Origin of the sequence: Streptomyces sp. NPDC002265, assembly GCF_040296125.1 — a bacterium.
In the GTDB taxonomy this organism is placed as follows: Bacteria; Actinomycetota; Actinomycetes; order Streptomycetales; family Streptomycetaceae; genus Streptomyces.
Window position 1 is genome coordinate 23,611 of sequence record NZ_JBEOWS010000042.1, and the last position, 17,809, is coordinate 41,419.

The 17,809-nt window shown below is 71.5% G+C and carries 14 protein-coding genes; 4 read left to right on the forward strand and 10 right to left on the reverse strand.

Annotated features, from left to right (window positions below):
* Window positions 1-24: 24 nt before the first annotated feature.
* From ABT085_RS10705 to ABT085_RS10725, 5 genes are all read right to left on the reverse strand, one after another.
* Window positions 25-2,400: an ABC transporter permease gene (locus ABT085_RS10705; RefSeq protein ID WP_351604453.1), complete on the reverse strand. Its 2,376-nt coding sequence runs from the start codon at window positions 2,398-2,400 to the stop codon at window positions 25-27.
* Window positions 2,397-3,086, reverse strand: a complete 690-nt coding sequence (locus ABT085_RS10710) for an ABC transporter ATP-binding protein (protein WP_351604455.1) — start codon at window positions 3,084-3,086, stop codon at window positions 2,397-2,399. Before ABT085_RS10710 ends, ABT085_RS10705 begins: the two co-directional genes overlap by 4 nt.
* Entirely contained in the window at window positions 3,083-3,607 is a 525-nt protein-coding gene (locus tag ABT085_RS10715; RefSeq protein ID WP_351604457.1) for a PadR family transcriptional regulator, read from the reverse strand. Before ABT085_RS10715 ends, ABT085_RS10710 begins: the two co-directional genes overlap by 4 nt.
* Before the next feature lie 280 nt (window positions 3,608-3,887).
* On the reverse strand, window positions 3,888-4,244 hold the full coding sequence (locus tag ABT085_RS10720; protein WP_502982706.1) for a type II toxin-antitoxin system antitoxin: 357 nt from the start codon (window positions 4,242-4,244) through the stop codon (window positions 3,888-3,890).
* Window positions 4,190-5,122 carry an SPFH domain-containing protein gene (locus ABT085_RS10725; RefSeq protein ID WP_351604461.1) on the reverse strand — a complete coding sequence of 311 codons (933 nt, stop codon included), beginning with the start codon at window positions 5,120-5,122 and terminating at the stop codon, window positions 4,190-4,192. The genes ABT085_RS10720 and ABT085_RS10725 overlap by 55 nt, the downstream gene beginning before the upstream one ends.
* Window positions 5,123-5,383: 261 nt before the next feature.
* On the opposite strand from ABT085_RS10725, the gene ABT085_RS10730 reads away from it, so the two are divergent.
* Window positions 5,384-7,732 (forward strand): transglycosylase domain-containing protein, encoded by a 2,349-nt coding sequence (locus tag ABT085_RS10730; protein ID WP_351604463.1) that lies wholly within the window; start codon window positions 5,384-5,386, stop codon window positions 7,730-7,732.
* Window positions 7,733-7,893: 161 nt separating this feature from the next.
* Here the strand turns inward: ABT085_RS10730 and ABT085_RS10735 are convergent, their stop codons facing one another.
* From ABT085_RS10735 to ABT085_RS10750, 4 genes are all read right to left on the reverse strand, one after another.
* A complete protein-coding gene (locus ABT085_RS10735) occupies window positions 7,894-10,029 on the reverse strand; it encodes a SpoIIE family protein phosphatase (RefSeq protein WP_351604465.1) in 2,136 nt (711 codons plus the stop codon).
* A gap of 349 nt (window positions 10,030-10,378) precedes the next feature.
* A complete protein-coding gene (fomD, locus tag ABT085_RS10740) occupies window positions 10,379-11,071 on the reverse strand; it encodes a cytidylyl-2-hydroxypropylphosphonate hydrolase (RefSeq protein WP_351604467.1) in 693 nt (230 codons plus the stop codon).
* An 83-nt stretch (window positions 11,072-11,154) separates the two neighbouring features.
* A complete protein-coding gene (locus tag ABT085_RS10745) occupies window positions 11,155-12,540 on the reverse strand; it encodes a class II fumarate hydratase (RefSeq protein ID WP_351604469.1) in 1,386 nt (461 codons plus the stop codon).
* 194 nt (window positions 12,541-12,734) lie between these two features.
* Window positions 12,735-14,402, reverse strand: a complete 1,668-nt coding sequence (locus tag ABT085_RS10750; protein WP_351604471.1) for a fumarate hydratase — start codon at window positions 14,400-14,402, stop codon at window positions 12,735-12,737.
* Between the two features lie 144 nt (window positions 14,403-14,546).
* On the opposite strand from ABT085_RS10750, the gene ABT085_RS10755 reads away from it, so the two are divergent.
* Together ABT085_RS10755 and ABT085_RS10760 are read left to right on the forward strand one after the other, a co-directional pair.
* Complete coding sequence (locus ABT085_RS10755) at window positions 14,547-15,248, forward strand: DUF1707 SHOCT-like domain-containing protein (protein ID WP_351604473.1); 702 nt, start codon at window positions 14,547-14,549, stop codon at window positions 15,246-15,248.
* A 176-nt stretch (window positions 15,249-15,424) separates the two neighbouring features.
* Window positions 15,425-15,799, forward strand: a complete 375-nt coding sequence (locus ABT085_RS10760; RefSeq protein ID WP_162469284.1) for a WhiB family transcriptional regulator — start codon at window positions 15,425-15,427, stop codon at window positions 15,797-15,799.
* Between the two features lie 266 nt (window positions 15,800-16,065).
* Here the strand turns inward: ABT085_RS10760 and glpX are convergent, their stop codons facing one another.
* Window positions 16,066-17,100: a class II fructose-bisphosphatase gene (gene glpX / locus ABT085_RS10765; protein WP_351604475.1), complete on the reverse strand. Its 1,035-nt coding sequence runs from the start codon at window positions 17,098-17,100 to the stop codon at window positions 16,066-16,068.
* 126 nt (window positions 17,101-17,226) lie between these two features.
* Between glpX and ABT085_RS10770 the strand changes: the two genes are divergently transcribed.
* Window positions 17,227-17,751 (forward strand): DUF4245 domain-containing protein, encoded by a 525-nt coding sequence (locus ABT085_RS10770; protein WP_351604477.1) that lies wholly within the window; start codon window positions 17,227-17,229, stop codon window positions 17,749-17,751.
* Window positions 17,752-17,809 lie beyond the last annotated feature (58 nt).

Sequence of the window (17,809 nt, forward strand, 5' to 3'; positions counted from 1 at the left end):
GGGGCCCGCGACCGGCACCGCTCGCTACTCCGTGCGCAGCCCGTCGGGCCGCATCAGCCGCAGCAGCGGCGGCAGGCTGGACAGGGTCACCACCAGGACGACCATGGCGCCGAAGCCGGTCATCGCCAGGACGCTCGCCCAGTCGATCCGTACCGCGGTCGCCGTCATCCGCAGCAGCACCGCGCCCAGCCCCAGGCCCACCGTCATCGCCAGCAGCAGACCGAGCGTGATCGGTATCGCCGTCTGCCACAGCACCGACAGGCCCAGCGTGCGCCGCCGGGTGCCGAAGGCGACCAGCGCCGACAGCAGCTTCCTGCGCTCGCGCAACTGCTCCAGCTGGGAGACCAGCAGACTCGCGCCGATCAGCGCCAGCACACAGGCGGCGCCCACGGACAGGCCGGTGCGGATGGAGCGGTACTGCCCGGACTGCACGGTGGACGACCAGGTCGTCGGGTCCAGCAGCGGATCGATCCGGGCGGCCGTGTTGCGTACGTACTCCTGCGCGTCGCGCACGCCCGGGTCGAGACGGAGGAAGACCCGCCCGTAGACGCCCGCCGCGGCCCCCGCGGGCAGCGCCGACGGCGTGAACAGGAAACCGCCGCGCTTGATACCGGTCGGGTCGGGGCGCGACTGCGCCTGCTTCAGCCCCTGCGGCACCGGCCAGGCGACGGGGTTGCTGTCCTTGTCCTCGGCGCCGTCGGCGGGGTCGAGGTACAGCGTGCCGGACTTCGCCAGTTGCCGTGTGCTGTCGTCGTAGTCGGCGCCGCTCAGTACGAAGGCGTCGCCCTCGCGGCAGGACGGCAGCGCCGCCACCTCGCGCAGGGCCGCGCAGTCGCCCACGGTCACCTGGGCGTTCAGCTCGGCGGACATCCGCCGCTCGCCGACGCTCCCCTCGGACAGCGCGACGGCTCCGCGTACCCCGCGGGTGGCGGTCATGTCCTTCACCACGCGCGCCGCCGGGATCCCGGCCGGCACGTTCACCGACATCTGCGCCCGGGTCACGTCCTGGCCGGTCGCCTTGGTGTAGTCCGCCTCCACCCCGGTGAACAGCATCTGCAACGCGATCGCGCCGGCCACCGCCACGGCGATGCCGTTGACCATGCGAGCCGCCGTGCCGCTGCTCAACTGGAGTCTGCGCACGGCCAGTTGCCAGGCGACCCCGCCCGAGTTCAACCGGGCGACGACCGCCTCGACGGCCCAGGGCAGCAGGGCGGTGATCCCGACGAGCAGCAGCAGCACACCGCCGGTTACCAGGTACTGGTTGAAGTTCCCGTTCGAGCCGCCCTGGCCGAACATCGGGTAGAGCAGCGCCAGTCCGCCGGCCGGCAGCAGCAGCCGCCACCACAGCCGGCGCCGCGGGGGCCGGGCCGTGCGCACCACGCCGAGCGGCTCGATGACCACCCCGCGCAGCGCGAACAGCGTGACCAGCACGGCGGCCGCCGGGACGGCGACGGCGACCAGCACGGCGAGCGCGGGGGAGGGGTTCAGATAGCTCGGGAACACACTGACCCGGAACACCTCGCCGTTGCCCGCGATCTGACGTCCGATCAGGAAGAAAACGGCACCCAGGACCAGTCCGAGGAGCGCGCCCGCGAGCGCCTCGCCGGCCGCGATCCGCCGTACCATCCGGCCGTCCGAGCCGATCAGCCGCAGCGCCGCGAGCCGCTGGTCGCGCCGCTCGCCGCCGAAGCGTACGGCGGTGGCGATGAACACGGCGACCGGCATCAGCAGCACCACGAACATGACCAGGACCAGCAGGAGCAGCACCGGGTCGGTGCCCGACTCGGCGAACGGATGGGGTTCGCCGAAGGCGCTGATCCGGGCCACGTTCGGCGGGTCGATCCGCGCGGCGAGGCCGTCGGCGCCCGCGTAGTAGGCGAGTTCGTGCGCGCCGATGAGCCCGCTCTCCGTGATGGTCCCGGTGATCCGGTACGGCAGCCGCTCGCGCAGCAGCCGGCCGTCGTCGGAGGAGAGCAGTTCCTTCAGCGCGGGGGAGACCACCATCTCGCCCGGCGCCGGGAACGCCCGCAGCCCCGGCGGCAGCGGCGCCCGGGACCCCTCGGGCTGCATCAGCCGGCCGCGTACGTCCTCGCCGCGGTAGGTGGAGTCGATGTCCGCGATCACCAGCGTGTCGTCGGCCGCGGGCTTCGGGTTGTAGTCGTACGTGTAGTCCCGCCGCGCCTGCTCGCGCTCGTGCCGCACGCTCAGCGCGTTCGGCAGGGCGGTGGTGAGCAGCAGCAGCGCCACCCCCAGACCCACGCCGACCGCGGTGAGCAGGGTCCGCACCCAGCCCTCGCGCCCGCCGGTGAAGGCGAACCGGACCCCCATGGCCAGATCCCGGGACCAGCCCCAGGACCGCGACCCGTCCGGAGCGCGCAGGTTCCCCCGCTGCACGCTCATACGGCCCGCTCCATGTCCCGGGACCTGCCGTCGCGTACGACGATCTCGCGGTCGGAGTAGGCGGCCACCCGGGCCTCGTGCGTGACCAGCACGACGGCCGCGCCCGAGGTGCGGGCCGCGTCGGTGAGCAGCTCCATCACCCGCTCGCCGTTGAGGGAGTCCAGGGCGCCGGTGGGCTCGTCGGCGAAGACCACCCGGGGGCCGGTGACCAGGGAGCGCGCCACGGCGACCCGCTGTCCCTGGCCGCCGGAGATCTCGCCGGGCCGCTTGGCCGCGAGGTCGTCCACCTCCAGCCGCTCCATCCAGCCCAGGGCGGCCTTCTCGGCGGCCTTGCGGGAGGTGCCGTTCAGCCGCAGCGGCAGGGCGACGTTCTCGACGCAGGTCAGCTCGGGCACGAGCCGGCCGAACTGGAAGACGAACCCGAACTCCGAGCGGCGCAGCGCGCTGCGCCGGGTGTCGCTCATGGTCGCCATCTCCTGGCCGTCGTACAGGATCGACCCGGAGTCGGGCGTGACGATCCCGGCGAGACAGTGCAGCAGTGTCGACTTGCCGGATCCGGAGGGCCCCATCACGGCGACGACCTCGCCGGGGTGGATGGAGAACCCGGCGCCGTCGAGGGCGACCGTGGGTCCGTAGGTCTTGCGCAGGTCCTGGGCGGTCAGCAGGGAGCCGGCGGGGGCGGTCATTCGGCCACCGCCTCGGCGAGCCGGTCCAGGCGGGCGGCGGTCAGTTCGAGCCAGCGCAGGTCGGCCTCCAGGTGGAACAGTGCGTGGTCGCAGATGAGCTGGTCGGCGAGGTCGCCCTTGCGCTTGCGGTCGGTGAGGATGCGCATGCTGCGCAGGTGCTCGGACCGCTGGGCGTCGAGGATGTCGGCGGCGTCGCGGCGGGTGAGGAGCGCGAGGACGATCTTCGTGTAGAGCGTCGACTGGAGGTAGAGCTCGGGCTTCTCCGGCGTCGCGAGCCAGCGCTCCACGTCGGTGATCCCGGCGTCGGTGATGGCGTAGCGCTTGCGCTCGGGGCCGCCGCCCGCCTCGATCCCGTCGACTTCGACGAGTCCGTTCTTCAGCAGGCGGGACATCGTCGAGTAGACCTGGCCGTAGTGCAGCGGCCGGTCGTGACCGAACTTCTCGTCGAAGGCCCGCTTGAGGTCGTAACCGTGGCGTGGCCCGGACTCCAGGAGCCCTAGGAGGGTGTGACCGATGGACATGCCGATGACTCTACACACCGTGTATACGTCGTGTGTATACGCGGCCGGCGCCGGCCGCGGGGACGGGGGTGCGGATGCCCCCGGACGGGCCGGAGTGCGCAGGTGGCAGCCGATTGTCACGGTTCTGCCACACGAACGCGGCTGCTCGGGCCGCCGAGGTTTCGGGGCGGGGCCGCCGGGGGCGGCCGGGGGTCTCGCGGTCGTGCTGCCGGGGTCGGCCGCGGGGCGGGGGCGGGGACCTCGCGCGGGTGTGGCTCGGGGCGGCCGGGAGCGCGGCTCCTCAGCCGGCCGGGGGTCGTGTGCCGGGGGCGTCCGGGCCGGTGCCGCCCGGTTCGGGCCGGGGGCCGGGAGCGGCGTCGCGGGGCGGGCGGCCGCGGCGGGCGATCGGACCCGCCTCGCCGGGCAGGCGTCCGGCCTCCGCCAGCGCCCTGCGCAGCAGGAACTCGATCTGGGCGTTGGCCGAGCGCAGCTCGTCCCCGGCCCACCGGGCCAGCGCCTCGTACACCGACGGGTCGAGGCGCAGCAGCCCCTGCGAGCGCTGCTGCGGCCGACGCTGGGGGGACGGCCCCCCGGAGGGATCCGTCACTGGTAGAGGGTCCCGGTGTTCAGGACCGGCTGCGGCGCCCGGTCTCCGCACAGCACGACCATCAGGTTCGACACCATCGCCGCCTTCCGCTCCTCGTCCAGCTCCACGATGCCCTGCTCGGCGATCCGGGCCAGGGCCGCCTCGACCATGCCCACCGCGCCGTCCACGATCTGCCGCCGGGCCGCGACGACCGCACCGGCCTGCTGCCGCTGGAGCATCGCGGAGGCGATCTCCGGAGCGTAGGCGAGATGCGTGAAGCGGGACTCGATGATCTGCACACCCGCAGCCGCCACGCGCGCGTGCAGCTCGGCGGCGAGCTTCTCGGTGATTTCCTCGGCGTTGCCGCGCAGCGAGAGCCCGCCCTCGTCATGGGCGTCGTACGGGTACTCGATGGCGATGTGCCGCACGGCCGCCTCGGTCTGGGTGGAGACGAACTCCAGGTAGTTGTCCACCTCGAAGGTGGCCTGCGCGGTGTCCCTGACCTTCCAGACCACCACGGCCGCCAGCTCGATCGGGTTGCCGTAGGCGTCGTTGACCTTCAGGACGGCGGTCTCGTGGTTGCGTACCCGCGTCGAGATCTTGGTGCGCGAGGTGAAGGGGTTCACCCAGCGCAGTCCGTCCTCGCGGATCGTCCCGCGGTAGCGGCCGAACAGCTGGACCACCCGGGCCTCGCCCGGCGCCACCGTGTTCAGCCCGCACATGGCGAGGAACGCGCAGAGCCCGACCAGGATGCCGACGGCGACCAGTGCGGCCTGGGCGCCGCCGCCCACCGCCGACCCGGCCGCGACCAGTGCGGCGGCCGCCCCCAGCCCGAGCAGCCCGAGCAGCAGCGCGAGACCGCCGCCGATGCTGTGCGCGGTGAACTCCCGTACCTGCGGCGCCGGCATCTCCGGCATGTCGGCGGTGGCCGACGGATCGAGTGCGGACATGACTGGTCCCCCGTTTCCTGGACTTCCGCCGGCGTCTGCTCCGCTAGCGTCTGCTTATCTAAGTGATATCACTTATCACGCTCATGGCAACCCTTGAGCCCTTCCGAACGTCGGTTCCCTTGAGACGGGGTGCTGATTGTCACGTCCGTAAAAGACCGGATCGGCAGCCCTTTGTCATAGAGAGCGGTGTTAGCTTTCTGAGCTGACCTGTACCCCCGGGCACTGGTGTGACAGCCGAGACGAAGCGGAGCGAGCGGACTCATGGGACGAGCGGACGAGAGACGAGCGCGGCAACGGGGCGGCCGCCGCGCTGCGCCCAGGGACCGCTCGCCCCAGGCGGCACACGACGAGGGACCGGTCGTCGTCGGTCACGGCCGCGCGGCGGCGCGCCGGGCGGGCGCGGGCGCCAAGCCCGCGAAGAAGAGCTTCATACGCAGGATGTTCACCTGGAAGAAGATTCTCGGTACCTTCCTGGGCCTGTGCCTGCTCGGCATCGGCGGCTTCATCGCGCTCTACATGATGATCGACATCCCCGCGGGGAACGACGCCGCCAAGCAGGAGAGCAACGTCTACAAGTACAGCGACGGCTCCGTCATGACCCGTGACGGCGAAGTCAACCGGGAGGTCGTCGACATCTCCCATGTGCCCGAGCCCGTCCGGATGACCTTCGTCGCCGCCGAGAACAAGTCCTTCTTCAAGGACAACGGCGTCGACCTCAAGGGCACCGCGCGCGGTCTGCTCAACACGCTCTCCGGCAAGGGTGCGCAGGGCGGTTCGACGATCACCCAGCAGTACGTCAAGAACTACTACCTGACCCAGGACCAGACGGTCACGCGCAAGCTGAACGAGCTGGTCATCTCGCTGAAGCTGGACCGCGAGAAGTCCAAGGACTACATCCTCGCCGGCTACATCAACACCAGCTACTACGGCCGCAACGCCTACGGCATCCAGGCCGCCGCCCAGGCCTACTACCGCGTCGACGCCGACCGGCTCAGCGTCGAGCAGGGCGCCTACCTCGCCGCGCTGCTCCAGGCGCCCAGCCAGTACGACTGGGAGGTCGCCAGCGACACCGGCAAGCGGCTCGTCACCCAGCGCTGGAACTACGTCCTCGACAACATGGTCGGGGAGGGCTGGCTGAAGAAGACCGACCGCGACGCCATGAAGTTCCCGGTGCCCCAGAAGTCCAGGCCCGCCCCCGGTCTCGGCGGCCAGAAGGGCTACCTGGTCAAGGCGGCCAACAGTGCCCTGGAGAAGCAGCTCGTCGAGCAGGGCGTCGCCGAGAACGCCAAGCAGGCGGAGGACATGGTCGGCCGCGGTGGCTGGACCATCACACTGAACATCAGCAAGAAGAAGCAGGCGGCGCTGGAGAAGGCCGTCAAGGAGCAGCTGACCAGCAAGCTCGACGGCAAGAAGCGCAAGGTCGACGCCGACGTCCAGGCCGGTGCCGTCTCGGTCGACCCGAAGACCGGCGCGGTCGTCGCGATGTACGGCGGCGTCGACTACTACAAGCACTACTACAACAACGCGACCCGGGTGGACTACCAGCCCGCCTCCACCTTCAAGCCGGTCATCCTCGCGGCCGCCCTGGACGAGGGCGCCAGGACGCAGGACGGCAAGCCGATCACCACGAACACGATCTACGACGGCACGAGCAAGCGGCCCGTCAAGGGCAGCGACATCGGCTTCGCCCCGGAGAACGAGGACGACCAGGACTACGGCCCCATCACCGTGCAGACGGCGATGAACCAGTCGGTCAACTCCGCCTTCGCCCAGCTCGGCGTCGACGTGGGCATGGACAAGGTGCTCAAGGTGGCCGACGACCTGGGCATGGACACCAAGAAGCTGAAGGCGGTGCCCGCGCAGACCCTGGGCACCATGGGGGCCAGCCCGCTCCAGATGGCCGGCGTCTACGCCACCCTCGACAACCACGGCAAGAAGGTCACCCCGGCCCTGATCAAGTCCGTCGAGCACATCTCCCGCACGGTCACCATGCCGGACCCGATCGGCGACGAGGTCATCAGCCGCGAGGCCGCCGACACCGTCACCTCGGTGCTGACCGGCGTGGTCGACGACGGTACGGCCAAGAAGTCGGTGCGCGACAACCCCAATCGCAACGGGCAGAAGGTCGCGGGCAAGACCGGTACCTCCGACAACAACAAGTCGGCCTGGTTCACCGGCTACACGCCGAGCCTGGTCACCTCGGTCGGCCTGTTCGGCGAGAACGCCAAGAACGGCGCCCAGGTGCCCCTCACCGGCGCGACCGGCCTGCTCCCCGGCGTCGGCCGCGTCAACGGTGGCGGATACCCGGCGCAGATATGGGCCGCGTACACCTTCGGGGTGCAGACCAAGGTCACCCAGTTCGAGCTGGAGACCGACCAGGGCGCGGCGGTACAGCCGACCCTCTCCCCGACCCCCTCGGACTCGGTGTCGGAGTCCCCCTCGGAGTCCCCGACGACCGAGGCGCCCTCGCAGAGTCCGACGACCCAGAAGCCGACGCAGACGCCCACCCAGACGCCTACGCAGACGCCGACCACCGAGGAACCGACGCAGACGCCGACCGAGACACCGACGGACGGCGTCGACGACCCGCTCGGTCTGAGCGGACAGTGACCGCATGAAGAGGGGGGCGGCGGGGCCGCCCGCGCCCCCCCCCCGCGGCCGCCGCGCCCCGCAGACCGCGGGCGCCCCTCTTCACATTCATACGTGTACGGGACTCATCCCTGTACGGGACTCATCCCTGTACGGGACTCATCCCGGTACGGGCGTCCGCCTCAGCCCCGGTTCAGTTCGAACCAGACCACCTTGCCCGTGCTCAGCCGGGTCGCACCCCACCGTCTGGCCAGCTTGTTCACCAGATACAGCCCGCGGCCGCCCTCGTCCGTGTGCCGTGCCTGGCGCAGCCGCGGCAACTGTGGAACGTCGTCGCCGACCTCGCAGCGCAGCACATCGGTACGCAGCAGCCGCAGCGTGACCGGCCGCGACGCATAGCGCACCGCATTGGTCACCACCTCGCTGACCAGCAGCTCCACGGAGTCGGTGAGCTCCTCCATGCCCCAGCGCGACAGCGCGCGCCGGGCGAGCCGGCGGGCCCGGCCGGGAGCCGCGTCCTCCGGCTCCAGGAACCAGTACGCCACATCGCTCGGCGCGATCCCGTCGAAACGGGCGGCGAGCAGCGCGATGTCGTCGTCCCGGTCGCCCGGACCGAGCATGTCGAGCACCTCGTCGCACAGCGCCTCCAGCGGCGGCGGGTGATCGGGGCCGGTGAGCTGCGCGGTCGCGGCCAGCTTCTCGCGCAGCTGCTCTATGCCGGTCCACACGTCCCGCAGCCGCGACTCCACCAGCCCGTCGGTGTACAGCAGCAGCGTCGCCCCGGCCGGGGCGTCCAGCTCCACCGCCTCGAAGTCGACACCGCCGACCCCGATGGGCGCGCCCGCGGGCACCCGCAGCACCTCCGCCCGGCCGCCCAGGTGCAGCAGCACCGGCGGCGGATGCCCGGCGTTGGCGATGGTGATCCGGTGCGAGACCGGGTCGTAGACGGCGTACAGACAGGTCGCCATGCGGTCGGTGCCCAGCCGCTGCGCCTGCTCGTCGAGGTGGTGCAGCACCTCCTGCGGCGGCAGGTCCAGACCGGCGAGGGTCTGCGCGGTCGTGCGCAGCTGGCCCATGATGGCCGCCGACGTCATGGAGTGCCCCATCACGTCGCCGACGACCAGCGCCACCCGGCTGCCCGGCAGCGGGATCGCGTCGTACCAGTCGCCGCCGACCCGGGCGGTCTCCGCGGCGGGCAGATAACGCGACGCCAGCCGCACACCCGTGGGGCGCGGCAGCGTCTCCGGCAGCATGGTGCGCTGGAGCTCGTCGGCGATGTACGCCTCCCGCCCGTACAGCACCGCCTTGTCGATGCCGAGCGCGCTGTGCGTGGCGAGCTGGGCGGCGACCAGCAGGTCGTCCGCCTCGAAGGCGATGCGCTCGGGGCGGCGCAGGAACACCGCGGCCCCGATCACCCGGCGCCGGCCGCGCAGCGGCGCAAGGATCGCCCGCTGACCGCTGGGCACGACCAGTTCCCCGCCGTCACCGAGGAGTTCCGGCAGCGCGGCCCGGGCGGCCGGGGTGTCGGCGAACACCGGACGCACCCCGCGCAGCACCTCGGCGAGCGCGCCGCCGGGCCGCACCTCGCACAGCTCGGCGGTGACGGCCGACAGCTCGGTGAGCTCGGGCGGCTGCTCCGGCTGGGGCGCCGAGGCGAACCCGTTCTCGGTGTCGCGCTCCTCCGGGATCCGGTCGGTGCGCCGCAGCCGCAGCACGACGGGACCCGTGGGCCGCTCGTCGCCGACCGGCAGAGGGTCGCGCAGATACACCAGGATGGCGTCGCTGAAGGTGGGCACGGTGGCCCGGCACAGCCCCATCACGATCTCGTCCAGGTCCAGGCCCCGGGCGATCCGCCGGGTCGCGGCCCCGACGAAGCGCAGCCGGTCCCCGTCCCGCCGCATCGGCGTGGGCTTGCCGGGCGTCAGACCCTGCCCGGTGCGCCGCTCCTGCCCCCGCCCGGCGTCCCGCCCGTCGACCGAAGGCGCGGCGCCGCCCGGCTGGGCCGGGATGGCCTCGGGCGCGGGGCGCGGCCGATGGGTGCCGGTCTCCGCGACGGCGGGCTGGGAGTGCTCGGGGTCGCCGCCGGACTGGTCCTTGCCGCACGGCGCCGCCGCCCCCGGCGTCTCGCCGGACCGCGCCTGGGCGCCCCGGTCGGACTGGGCCGACGGGGCGGACTGGGCCGACGGGGCGGACTGGGGCGTTAAGGCGGCGCCACCGGGGGTGCGGGCCGGTGCCGGGGCACGCAGGAGCGCCCCGCGGGGGTCCGTGGGGTCGACGCCCGGCTGCGGGCGTTCGTAGGAGGTGGGCTGCTCCGTCACGCGTGTCGAATCCGTCCGTCCGGGGCTGCGCGCCGCGCGCGCAGTTCGTCCCGCAGAAAACCCGATACCCGGAATACCTGCCCCAGGAACGGAATTGCCGCGTGACCAGAGGTTGTTGCCGTGCCACAGGCGATGCGGGCGAACCCCGAACCGGCGCGGCCGGCGGCTCTGCCCGTGCCGAGCCGGCCCCGGGCGCAGCCCGGACCGGTGTTGCCCTCGTACCCCTCGCTCACGTCCTGCCGCCCCTCGGTGACGTTCGGTCAGGCTCGGTGCCTGCTCCGGGAGTTGCCGCTGTGCGCCCTTGCGGAGGACGATCCTACGTTTCGTGCCCGGGGGCATATCAAGGGTCTCATGAGGACACGTGCGCGGGCGTACGGTCCCAGTCCTCCGGCAGCAACGGTACGGCCCAGGACGGATCCGGGCGCCAGTGCTGCCAGCCCTGGCTGTACGGCGCACCCCAGGCCCGGATCACCTCCACCGCGTCCCGCCCCGCCGCCCGCACCCGTTCGGCGAGGTCGGGGTCCATCAGCCCGTCCCGCTGGGCCTGCGCGAACTCGTCCTCGTCGCGCCAGTGCCAACTGCGGTCCGGGTGCACGGAGATGTCCAGAAAGTGATCCTCGGAGTCCACGCCGCCCTCCCAGCGGGCCAGCGGTTCCTCAAGGTTCACGTACCAGTTCTTGAACTCCCAGCCCGGTTCCCAGAACAGCCACACCGACCACGGCTCACCGGGCCGGGCCAGCTTCAGCACCCCCGTGCCCAGCCACCGGCTGCTGCGGGCCACCCGCGGCTTGGTGTAACGCGACTCCAGCGGTTCGACGTGCACCGGGGTGCCGTCGGCGAGCACGGGCCGCATGCACTCGGTGCCCGGCGCCATCCACACCGCGAGCACCTCCTCGTCGTCCCGGGCCACGGTGACGGGCCGCGCGATATGGAAGCGCTTGCCGCCGTTCTCCCGGTAGCGCCACAGGATCTGACTCCCGGGCGCCCAGAAACCCGCCGAACCGCCCGTCCCCATGCGTCTCATCACTTCACCGTCTGCCATGTACAGATATTAGGTGTCAGGGGCATACGACGCTGCGGGACCGGAAATGGTTCACACCCGCGGGGGTCCCGGTTCGCCAACCGTCACGGGCGCGTCATACGCAGGACATCCAGCGCCTCGTCGAGCTGCTCCAGCGTGAGGTCGCCGCGCTCCACGTACCCGCCCTCCAGCACGACCTGCCGGATCGTCCGCCGCTGCGCCAGCGCCTTCTTGGCCACCTTCGCCGCCTCCTCGTACCCGATGTACTTGTTCAGGGGCGTGACCACGGACGGCGAGGACTCGGCGTACTCCAGGGCGCGTTCCCGGTGGGCGACGATCCCGTCCACGGTCCGGTCGGCGAGCAGCCGCGACACCCGGGCGAGCAGCCGGATCGACTCCAGCACGTTCCTGGCGATCACCGGCAGCATCACATTGAGCTCGAAGTTGCCCGCGGCCCCGGCCACGGCGACGGCGGTGTCGTTCCCGGTCACCTGCGCCGCGACCATCAGCACGGCTTCCGGGATCACCGGATTGACCTTGCCGGGCATGATCGAGGAGCCCGGCTGGAGGTCGGGCAGCGAGATCTCGGCGAGCCCGGTCCGCGGCCCGGAGGCCATCCACCGCAGATCGTTCGCGATCTTGGTCAGGGAGACCGCCACGGTCCTGAGCTGCCCGCTGGTCTCCACGATCGCGTCCCGGGCGCCCTGCGCCTCGAAGTGGTCGCGCGCCTCGGTGAACGGCAGCCCGGTCGCGGCGGCCACCTCCGCGATGACCGCGGCGGAGAACCCGGGCGGGGTGTTGATCCCGGTGCCGACGGCGGTGCCGCCCAGCGGCAGTTCGGCGAGCCGGGGGAGAGAGGCGGTGAGCCGTTCGACGCCGTACCGCACCTGGGCCGCGTACCCGCCGAACTCCTGCCCCAGTGTCACGGGCGTGGCGTCCATCAGATGCGTCCGCCCCGACTTCACCACGTCGGCGAACTCCTCGGCCTTGCGGCCCAGCGCGGCGGCCAGATGCTCCAGGGCCGGGATCAGCTCACGGGTGACGGCGGCGGTGGCGGCGATGTGGATCGACGACGGGAAGACGTCGTTGGACGACTGCGAGGCGTTGACGTGGTCGTTGGGATGCACGTCCCGGCCGAGCCGCTCGCTCGCCAGCGTCGCGATCACCTCGTTGGTGTTCATGTTCGACGAGGTGCCCGAACCCGTCTGGAACACGTCCACCGGGAAGTGCTCGTCCCAGGTGCCCGCGGCGACCTCGGCGGCGGCCTCCTGGATCGCGTCCGCCACCTCCTGGCCGAGCACCCCCAGCTCGGCGTTGACCTTCGCGGCCGCCCCCTTGATCCGCGCGAGCGCCTCGATGTGCGCCCGCTCGATCCGCTGTCCGGAGACCGGGAAGTTCTCCACGGCCCGCTGCGTCTGGGCCCGCCACTTGGCGTGCGCGGGCACCCGGACCTCGCCCATGGAGTCGTGCTCGATGCGGTAGTCGCTCATATCCGGGACAGCACCGCGACGGGCGGGGATGTTCCCTGCCCATGGACCGCCCCGGACGGCGCCCCACTCGGCCCGTCCGGCGTTCGAGGACGAGGCCCGTCCAGGGCCGACGGGGGTCCAGGGGGCGGAGCCCCCAGGGACGGGACGGGTAGGGGCGGCGGGGGTGAGATTCACCCCCCACCGCACCCGAGGCGCTACGCCAGCCCGGGTCCCCGCACGGGAATCGACGTGAACGTCGGAGCCGGAGCGGGATCCTGGAAGAAGTCGTTGCCCTTGTCGTCGACGACGACGAAGGCCGGGAAGTCTTCGACCTCGATCTTCCAGACGGCCTCCATGCCGAGCTCCTCGTACTCGACGACCTCGACCTTCTTGATGCAGTCCTGGGCGAGACGGGCGGCGGGTCCGCCGATCGAGCCGAGGTAGAAGCCGCCGTGCGCGCCACAGGCGTCGGTGACCTGCTTGCTGCGGTTGCCCTTGGCCAGCATCACCTTGGAGCCGCCCGCCGCCTGGAACTGCTCCACGTAGGAGTCCATGCGGCCGGCCGTGGTCGGGCCGAAGGAGCCGGAGGCGTATCCCTCGGGGGTCTTCGCCGGGCCCGCGTAGTAGACCGGGTGGTCCTTCAGGTACTGCGGCATCTCCTCGCCCGCGTCGAGGCGTTCCTTGATCTTGGCGTGCGCGATGTCGCGGGCCACGACGAGCGGGCCGGAGAGCGAGAGACGGGTCTTGACCGGGTACTTCGTCAGCTCGGCGAGGATGTCGTCCATCGGCTGGTTCAGGTCGATCCGGACGACGTCGCCGGCCTCGTCCAGGTGCTCGTCCGTGGTCTCCGGCAGGAAGCGCGCCGGGTCGGTCTCCAGCTGCTCCAGGAAGACACCCTCGGCGGTGATCTTCGCGACGGCCTGGCGGTCGGCCGAGCAGGAGACGGCGATGGCGACCGGGCAGGACGCGCCGTGCCGGGGCAGCCGCACCACGCGCACGTCGTGGCAGAAGTACTTGCCGCCGAACTGCGCGCCGATGCCGATCTTCTGGGTCAGCTCGAAGACCTTCTCCTCCAGCTCCTTGTCCCGGAAGCCGTGGCCGAGCTCGGAGCCCTCGGCCGGGATCTCGTCCAGGTAGTGCGCGGAGGCGTACTTCGCGGTCTTCAGCGCGTACTCGGCGCTGGTGCCGCCGACCACGATCGCCAGGTGGTACGGCGGGCAGGCGGCCGTGCCCAGCGAACGGATCTTCTCCTCCAGGAACTTCATCATGGAGCCCTCGTTGAGGACCGCCTTCGTCTCCTGGTAGAGGAACGACTTGTTGGCCGAGCCGCCGCCCTTGGCCATGAACAGGAACTTGTAGGCGCCGCCGTCGGTGGCGTACAGCTCGATCTGCGCCGGCAGGTTGGAGCCGGTGTTCTTCTCGTCCCACATGGTCAGCGGGGCCATCTGCGAGTAGCGCAGGTTCAGGTTCTTGTACGCGTCGTAGATGCCACGGGAGAGGGCGGCCTCGTCGCCGCCCTCGGTGAGCACGTTCTGCCCGCGCTTGCCCATGACGATCGCCGTGCCGGTGTCCTGGCACATGGGCAGCACGCCCGCGGCCGCGATGTTCGCGTTCTTCAGCAGGTCCAGGGCGACGAACTTGTCGTTGGCCGAGGCCTCCGGGTCGTCGATGATGCGGCGCAGCTGGGCGAGGTGGGCCGGGCGCAGGTAGTGCTGGATGTCGTGGATCGCCTCCTCGGCGAGCTTGCGCAGCGCCTCGGGCTCCACCTTGAGGAACGTCCGTCCGTCGGCCTCGAAGGTGGACACACCCTCGGAGGTCACCAGCCGGTAGGGGGTGGTGTCCTCTCCCATCGGGAGCAGATCGGTGTACGCGAACTCAGGCATCTCGCCCATTCCTCACTCGGCAGACAGCGGCTGGCCTCCATTGGCAGCGTCCACCAGCGTAGAACCTGGCGTCCGCGGGGAGCCTGTGAGGTAAGGCTCACTTCGGGGGTGTCGCGATCTATCGTGTTTCGCTAGTCTGGTTCCGTGGACCTTCAGAAGCAGACCGGGACGCGCCCCGCCGCCGAGTCCCGGGGCACCGAACTGCGTGCCTCGGACGCCGACCGTGACCGCATCACCGACATCCTGCGCGACGCCATGGCCGAGGGCCGGCTGACCGCGGAGGAGCACGCCGAGCGGGTCGAGGGCGTGCTCGCCGCCAAGACGGTCGGTGAGCTGGAGGTCTTCATCCGGGACCTGCCCGCCGCCCACCACCGGGCCGCCCCGGCCTACGCCGCCGCTCCCGGCCGCCCGGCCGCGGGCGCCATCCCGGCCGACCCCGACGAGAACGTGGTCGCGGTCTTCAGCAGCGCCGTCCGCAAGGGCCGCTGGCGCGCCGGACGCCGCATCCACGCGTACGCGATCTTCGGCAGTGTCGAGATCGACCTCAGCGAGGCGCTCTTCGAGTACCAGCAGGTCGTCATCAAGGCGCTCTCGGTCTTCGGCAACGTCGAGGTCCGGGTCCCGGAGAACGTCTCGCTGCGGGGCACCGGCGGTGGCGTGCTGGGCAACTTCGAGGTGGACACGCTGGACGCCGTCGACCCGGACGCGCCCGTCGTCTATCTCGACGGCTGGGCCGTACTGGGCAACATCGAGGGCAAGCCGAAGCGCGGCAGACTCGTCGGGGACATCCTCGACCGGGTCCACCGCAAGGTCGACAAGAGTTTGCGCAAGCACCTGGACCGTTGACGGTCGTGAATTCCGGGGTCCCCGCGGCGGCCGGGGCCGGGTGCGGCCGGTGTTCCGCGGGCGTCGGCGCGCCCCCGGAAACCTGCGGTTCGGAACGGAGTGCATAGGCGCGCGTACAGCGGGTAGGCCTTGCTGCATCGTCTCTCGCTCGCGAAGCCGTCGTCAGGAGTAGACCCGTGCAGCAACCGCCGCATTCGTCCCTGCAGGTAGCTGCCGTACCGGCCCAGCGGGTGCCGGTGCGGGACAGGGATCAGGACGCGCCCTGGCACACCGAGGCGGTGTGCCGGCGCGACGAGGCCGGCCTGTTCTTCGCACCGTCCAAGGAACCCACCGCCGCCCGGCTCTCCCGCGAGGAGGCGGCCAAGCGGGTCTGCGCGCGCTGTCCGGTGATGGTCGAGTGCCGCGAGCACGCGCTGCTCCAGCCCGAGCCGTACGGCGTCTGGGGCGGCCTCACCGCCGCCGAGCGCCGTGTGGTGCTGGCCCGGCGCCGCCGCCGCGAGCTCGAACTGAAGAAGGCGCGCGCGGCGAACCGCATAGCGGCCGCGGGCTGACCCCTGGATCCTGCTGTTTCTGGATCCTGCTGTTTCTGGATCCCGCTGTCCGTTTGCCGGGTGCTGCCGGGTGCTGCCGGGTGCTTCCGGGGCGCCCGGGCGGGACCGGTCGGCGTCCGTGGGGGCCGTGATCCGCGCCGGTGTGCGCGTCGCGCGTGTCCTGCGGGGCCGTGGGTCGTTCGTACGTGAAGGGGGCGCTCCCTCCGCACCGGGGGCGCCCCCTTCACGTATGAGTGCGACCGCCGGTTGCGGCCGCCGGGTGGTGGCTACTTGGCGCGGTCGAAGTCGATCGCGCTGTACGCACGCAGCTTGCTCAGCCGGTGCTCGGAGTCGATCCGGCGGACCGTGCCGGACTTGGAGCGCATCACGATCGAGTCGGTCGTGGCGGTCTCGGACCGGTAGCGCACCCCGCGCAGCAGTTCGCCGTCGGTGATGCCGGTGGCGACGAAGAAGACGTTCTCGCCGGAGACCAGGTCGTCCGTGGTCAGCACGCGGTCGAGGTCGTGCCCGGCGTCGATCGCCCGCTGCCGCTCCGCGTCGTCCTTCGGCCAGAGCTTGCCCTGGATGGTGCCGCCCAGGCACTTCACCGCGCAGGCCGAGATGATGCCCTCGGGGGTGCCGCCCACGCCGAGCAGCAGGTCGACGCCGGTGCCCTCGCGCAGCGCCAGGATCGAGCCGGCGACGTCGCCGTCGGAGATCAGCTTGATGCGGGCGCCGGTCTCCCGGATCTCCTTGATCAGACCGTCGTGCCGCGGCCGGTCGAGGATGACGACGGTGACGTCCTCGGGTGAGGAGCGCTTGGCCTTGGCGACCCGGCGGATGTTCACGGACACGGGCGCGTCGATGTCGACGAAGTCGGCGGCCTCGGGGCCGGTGACCAGCTTGTCCATGTAGAAGACGGCGGACGGGTCGAACATCGAACCGCGGTCGGCGGCGGCGAGCACCGCGATCGCGTTCGGCATGCCCTTGGCGGTCAGCGTGGTGCCGTCGATCGGGTCGACGGCGATGTCGCACTCCGGGCCGGTGCCGTCGCCGACCCGCTCCCCGTTGAAGAGCATCGGGGCTTCGTCCTTCTCGCCCTCACCGATGACGACGACACCGTTCATCGACACGGTGGAGACGAGCGTGCGCATGGCGCGCACCGCGGCACCGTCGGCGCCGTTCTTGTCGCCGCGCCCGACCCAGCGGCCCGCGGCCATCGCCGCGGCTTCGGTCACCCGGACGAGTTCCAGGGCGAGGTTGCGGTCGGGGGCCTCGGAGGGAACCTCGAGTTCGGAGGGGAGCTGATGATTCTCGGTCATCGGAGCGCACCTTTCTGATACGGCGACGGCCGGATGAGGGTGTTGGCCCCGACTCTATCGCCAGGCTGACAAAATGAGCAGGGCCCCCCACGGATGAGCGCACCGGGCACCTGCGACGATAGGGGCGTGGCAGGTTCGAACGGCAAGCAGAAGACGGTCCGGGACATGATTCTTTCCCTGGGCCTGATCATGGTCGCGGCAGGTGTCATCTACATCTTCGTCCCGCACGACGATCACGCTCCCGACATCAAGCGGGTCGACTACCGCGTCGAGCTGCTGACGGCTCGGCGTGCGGCGTCGTACCCGGTGGCCGCGCCCGAAGGCCTGCCGGAGAGCTGGAAGGCGACCTCCGTGCGCTTCCGCGGCGACGAGTCCGACGCCTGGCACCTCGGCTTCCAGGACCCCGACGGGGAGTACGTGGCCGTCGAGCAGTCGACTCAGAAGCGCGCCGAGTTCGTCGAGGAGGCGAGCCAGGGCGCCAGGGCGACGAAGGTGACCGACGAGATCGGCGGCCGTACCTGGACCCGCTACACCGGGGGCCGCTACGACGCCCTCGTGCTGGAGAGCACCGACGGCTCCACGACGGTCGTGGCGGGCACGGCGTCCTTCGACCGGCTGGTGAAGATGGCCGAGGCGCTGAAGACGGCGTGAGCGCCGGGCGCCTTCCGGGGCGTACGCGGACATGACGAAGGCCCCCGGCGATGTGCCG

Bases quoted from the DNA above. Each gene is read 5' to 3' on its own strand.
- ABT085_RS10710 (WP_351604455.1), bottom strand. From the start codon at position 3,086: ATGACCGCCCCCGCCGGCTCCCTGCTGACCGCCCAGGACCTGCGCAAG.
- ABT085_RS10705 (WP_351604453.1), bottom strand. From the start codon at position 2,400: ATGAGCGTGCAGCGGGGGAACCTGCGCGCTCCGGACGGGTCGCGGTCC.
- ABT085_RS10745 (WP_351604469.1), bottom strand. From the start codon at position 12,540: ATGAGCGACTACCGCATCGAGCACGACTCCATGGGCGAGGTCCGGGTG.
- fomD (WP_351604467.1), bottom strand. From the start codon at position 11,071: ATGGCAGACGGTGAAGTGATGAGACGCATGGGGACGGGCGGTTCGGCG.
- ABT085_RS10715 (WP_351604457.1), bottom strand. From the start codon at position 3,607: ATGTCCATCGGTCACACCCTCCTAGGGCTCCTGGAGTCCGGGCCACGC.
- glpX (WP_351604475.1), bottom strand. From the start codon at position 17,100: ATGACCGAGAATCATCAGCTCCCCTCCGAACTCGAGGTTCCCTCCGAG.
- ABT085_RS10725 (WP_351604461.1), bottom strand. From the start codon at position 5,122: ATGTCCGCACTCGATCCGTCGGCCACCGCCGACATGCCGGAGATGCCG.
- ABT085_RS10730 (WP_351604463.1), top strand. From the start codon at position 5,384: ATGGGACGAGCGGACGAGAGACGAGCGCGGCAACGGGGCGGCCGCCGC.
- ABT085_RS10750 (WP_351604471.1), bottom strand. From the start codon at position 14,402: ATGCCTGAGTTCGCGTACACCGATCTGCTCCCGATGGGAGAGGACACC.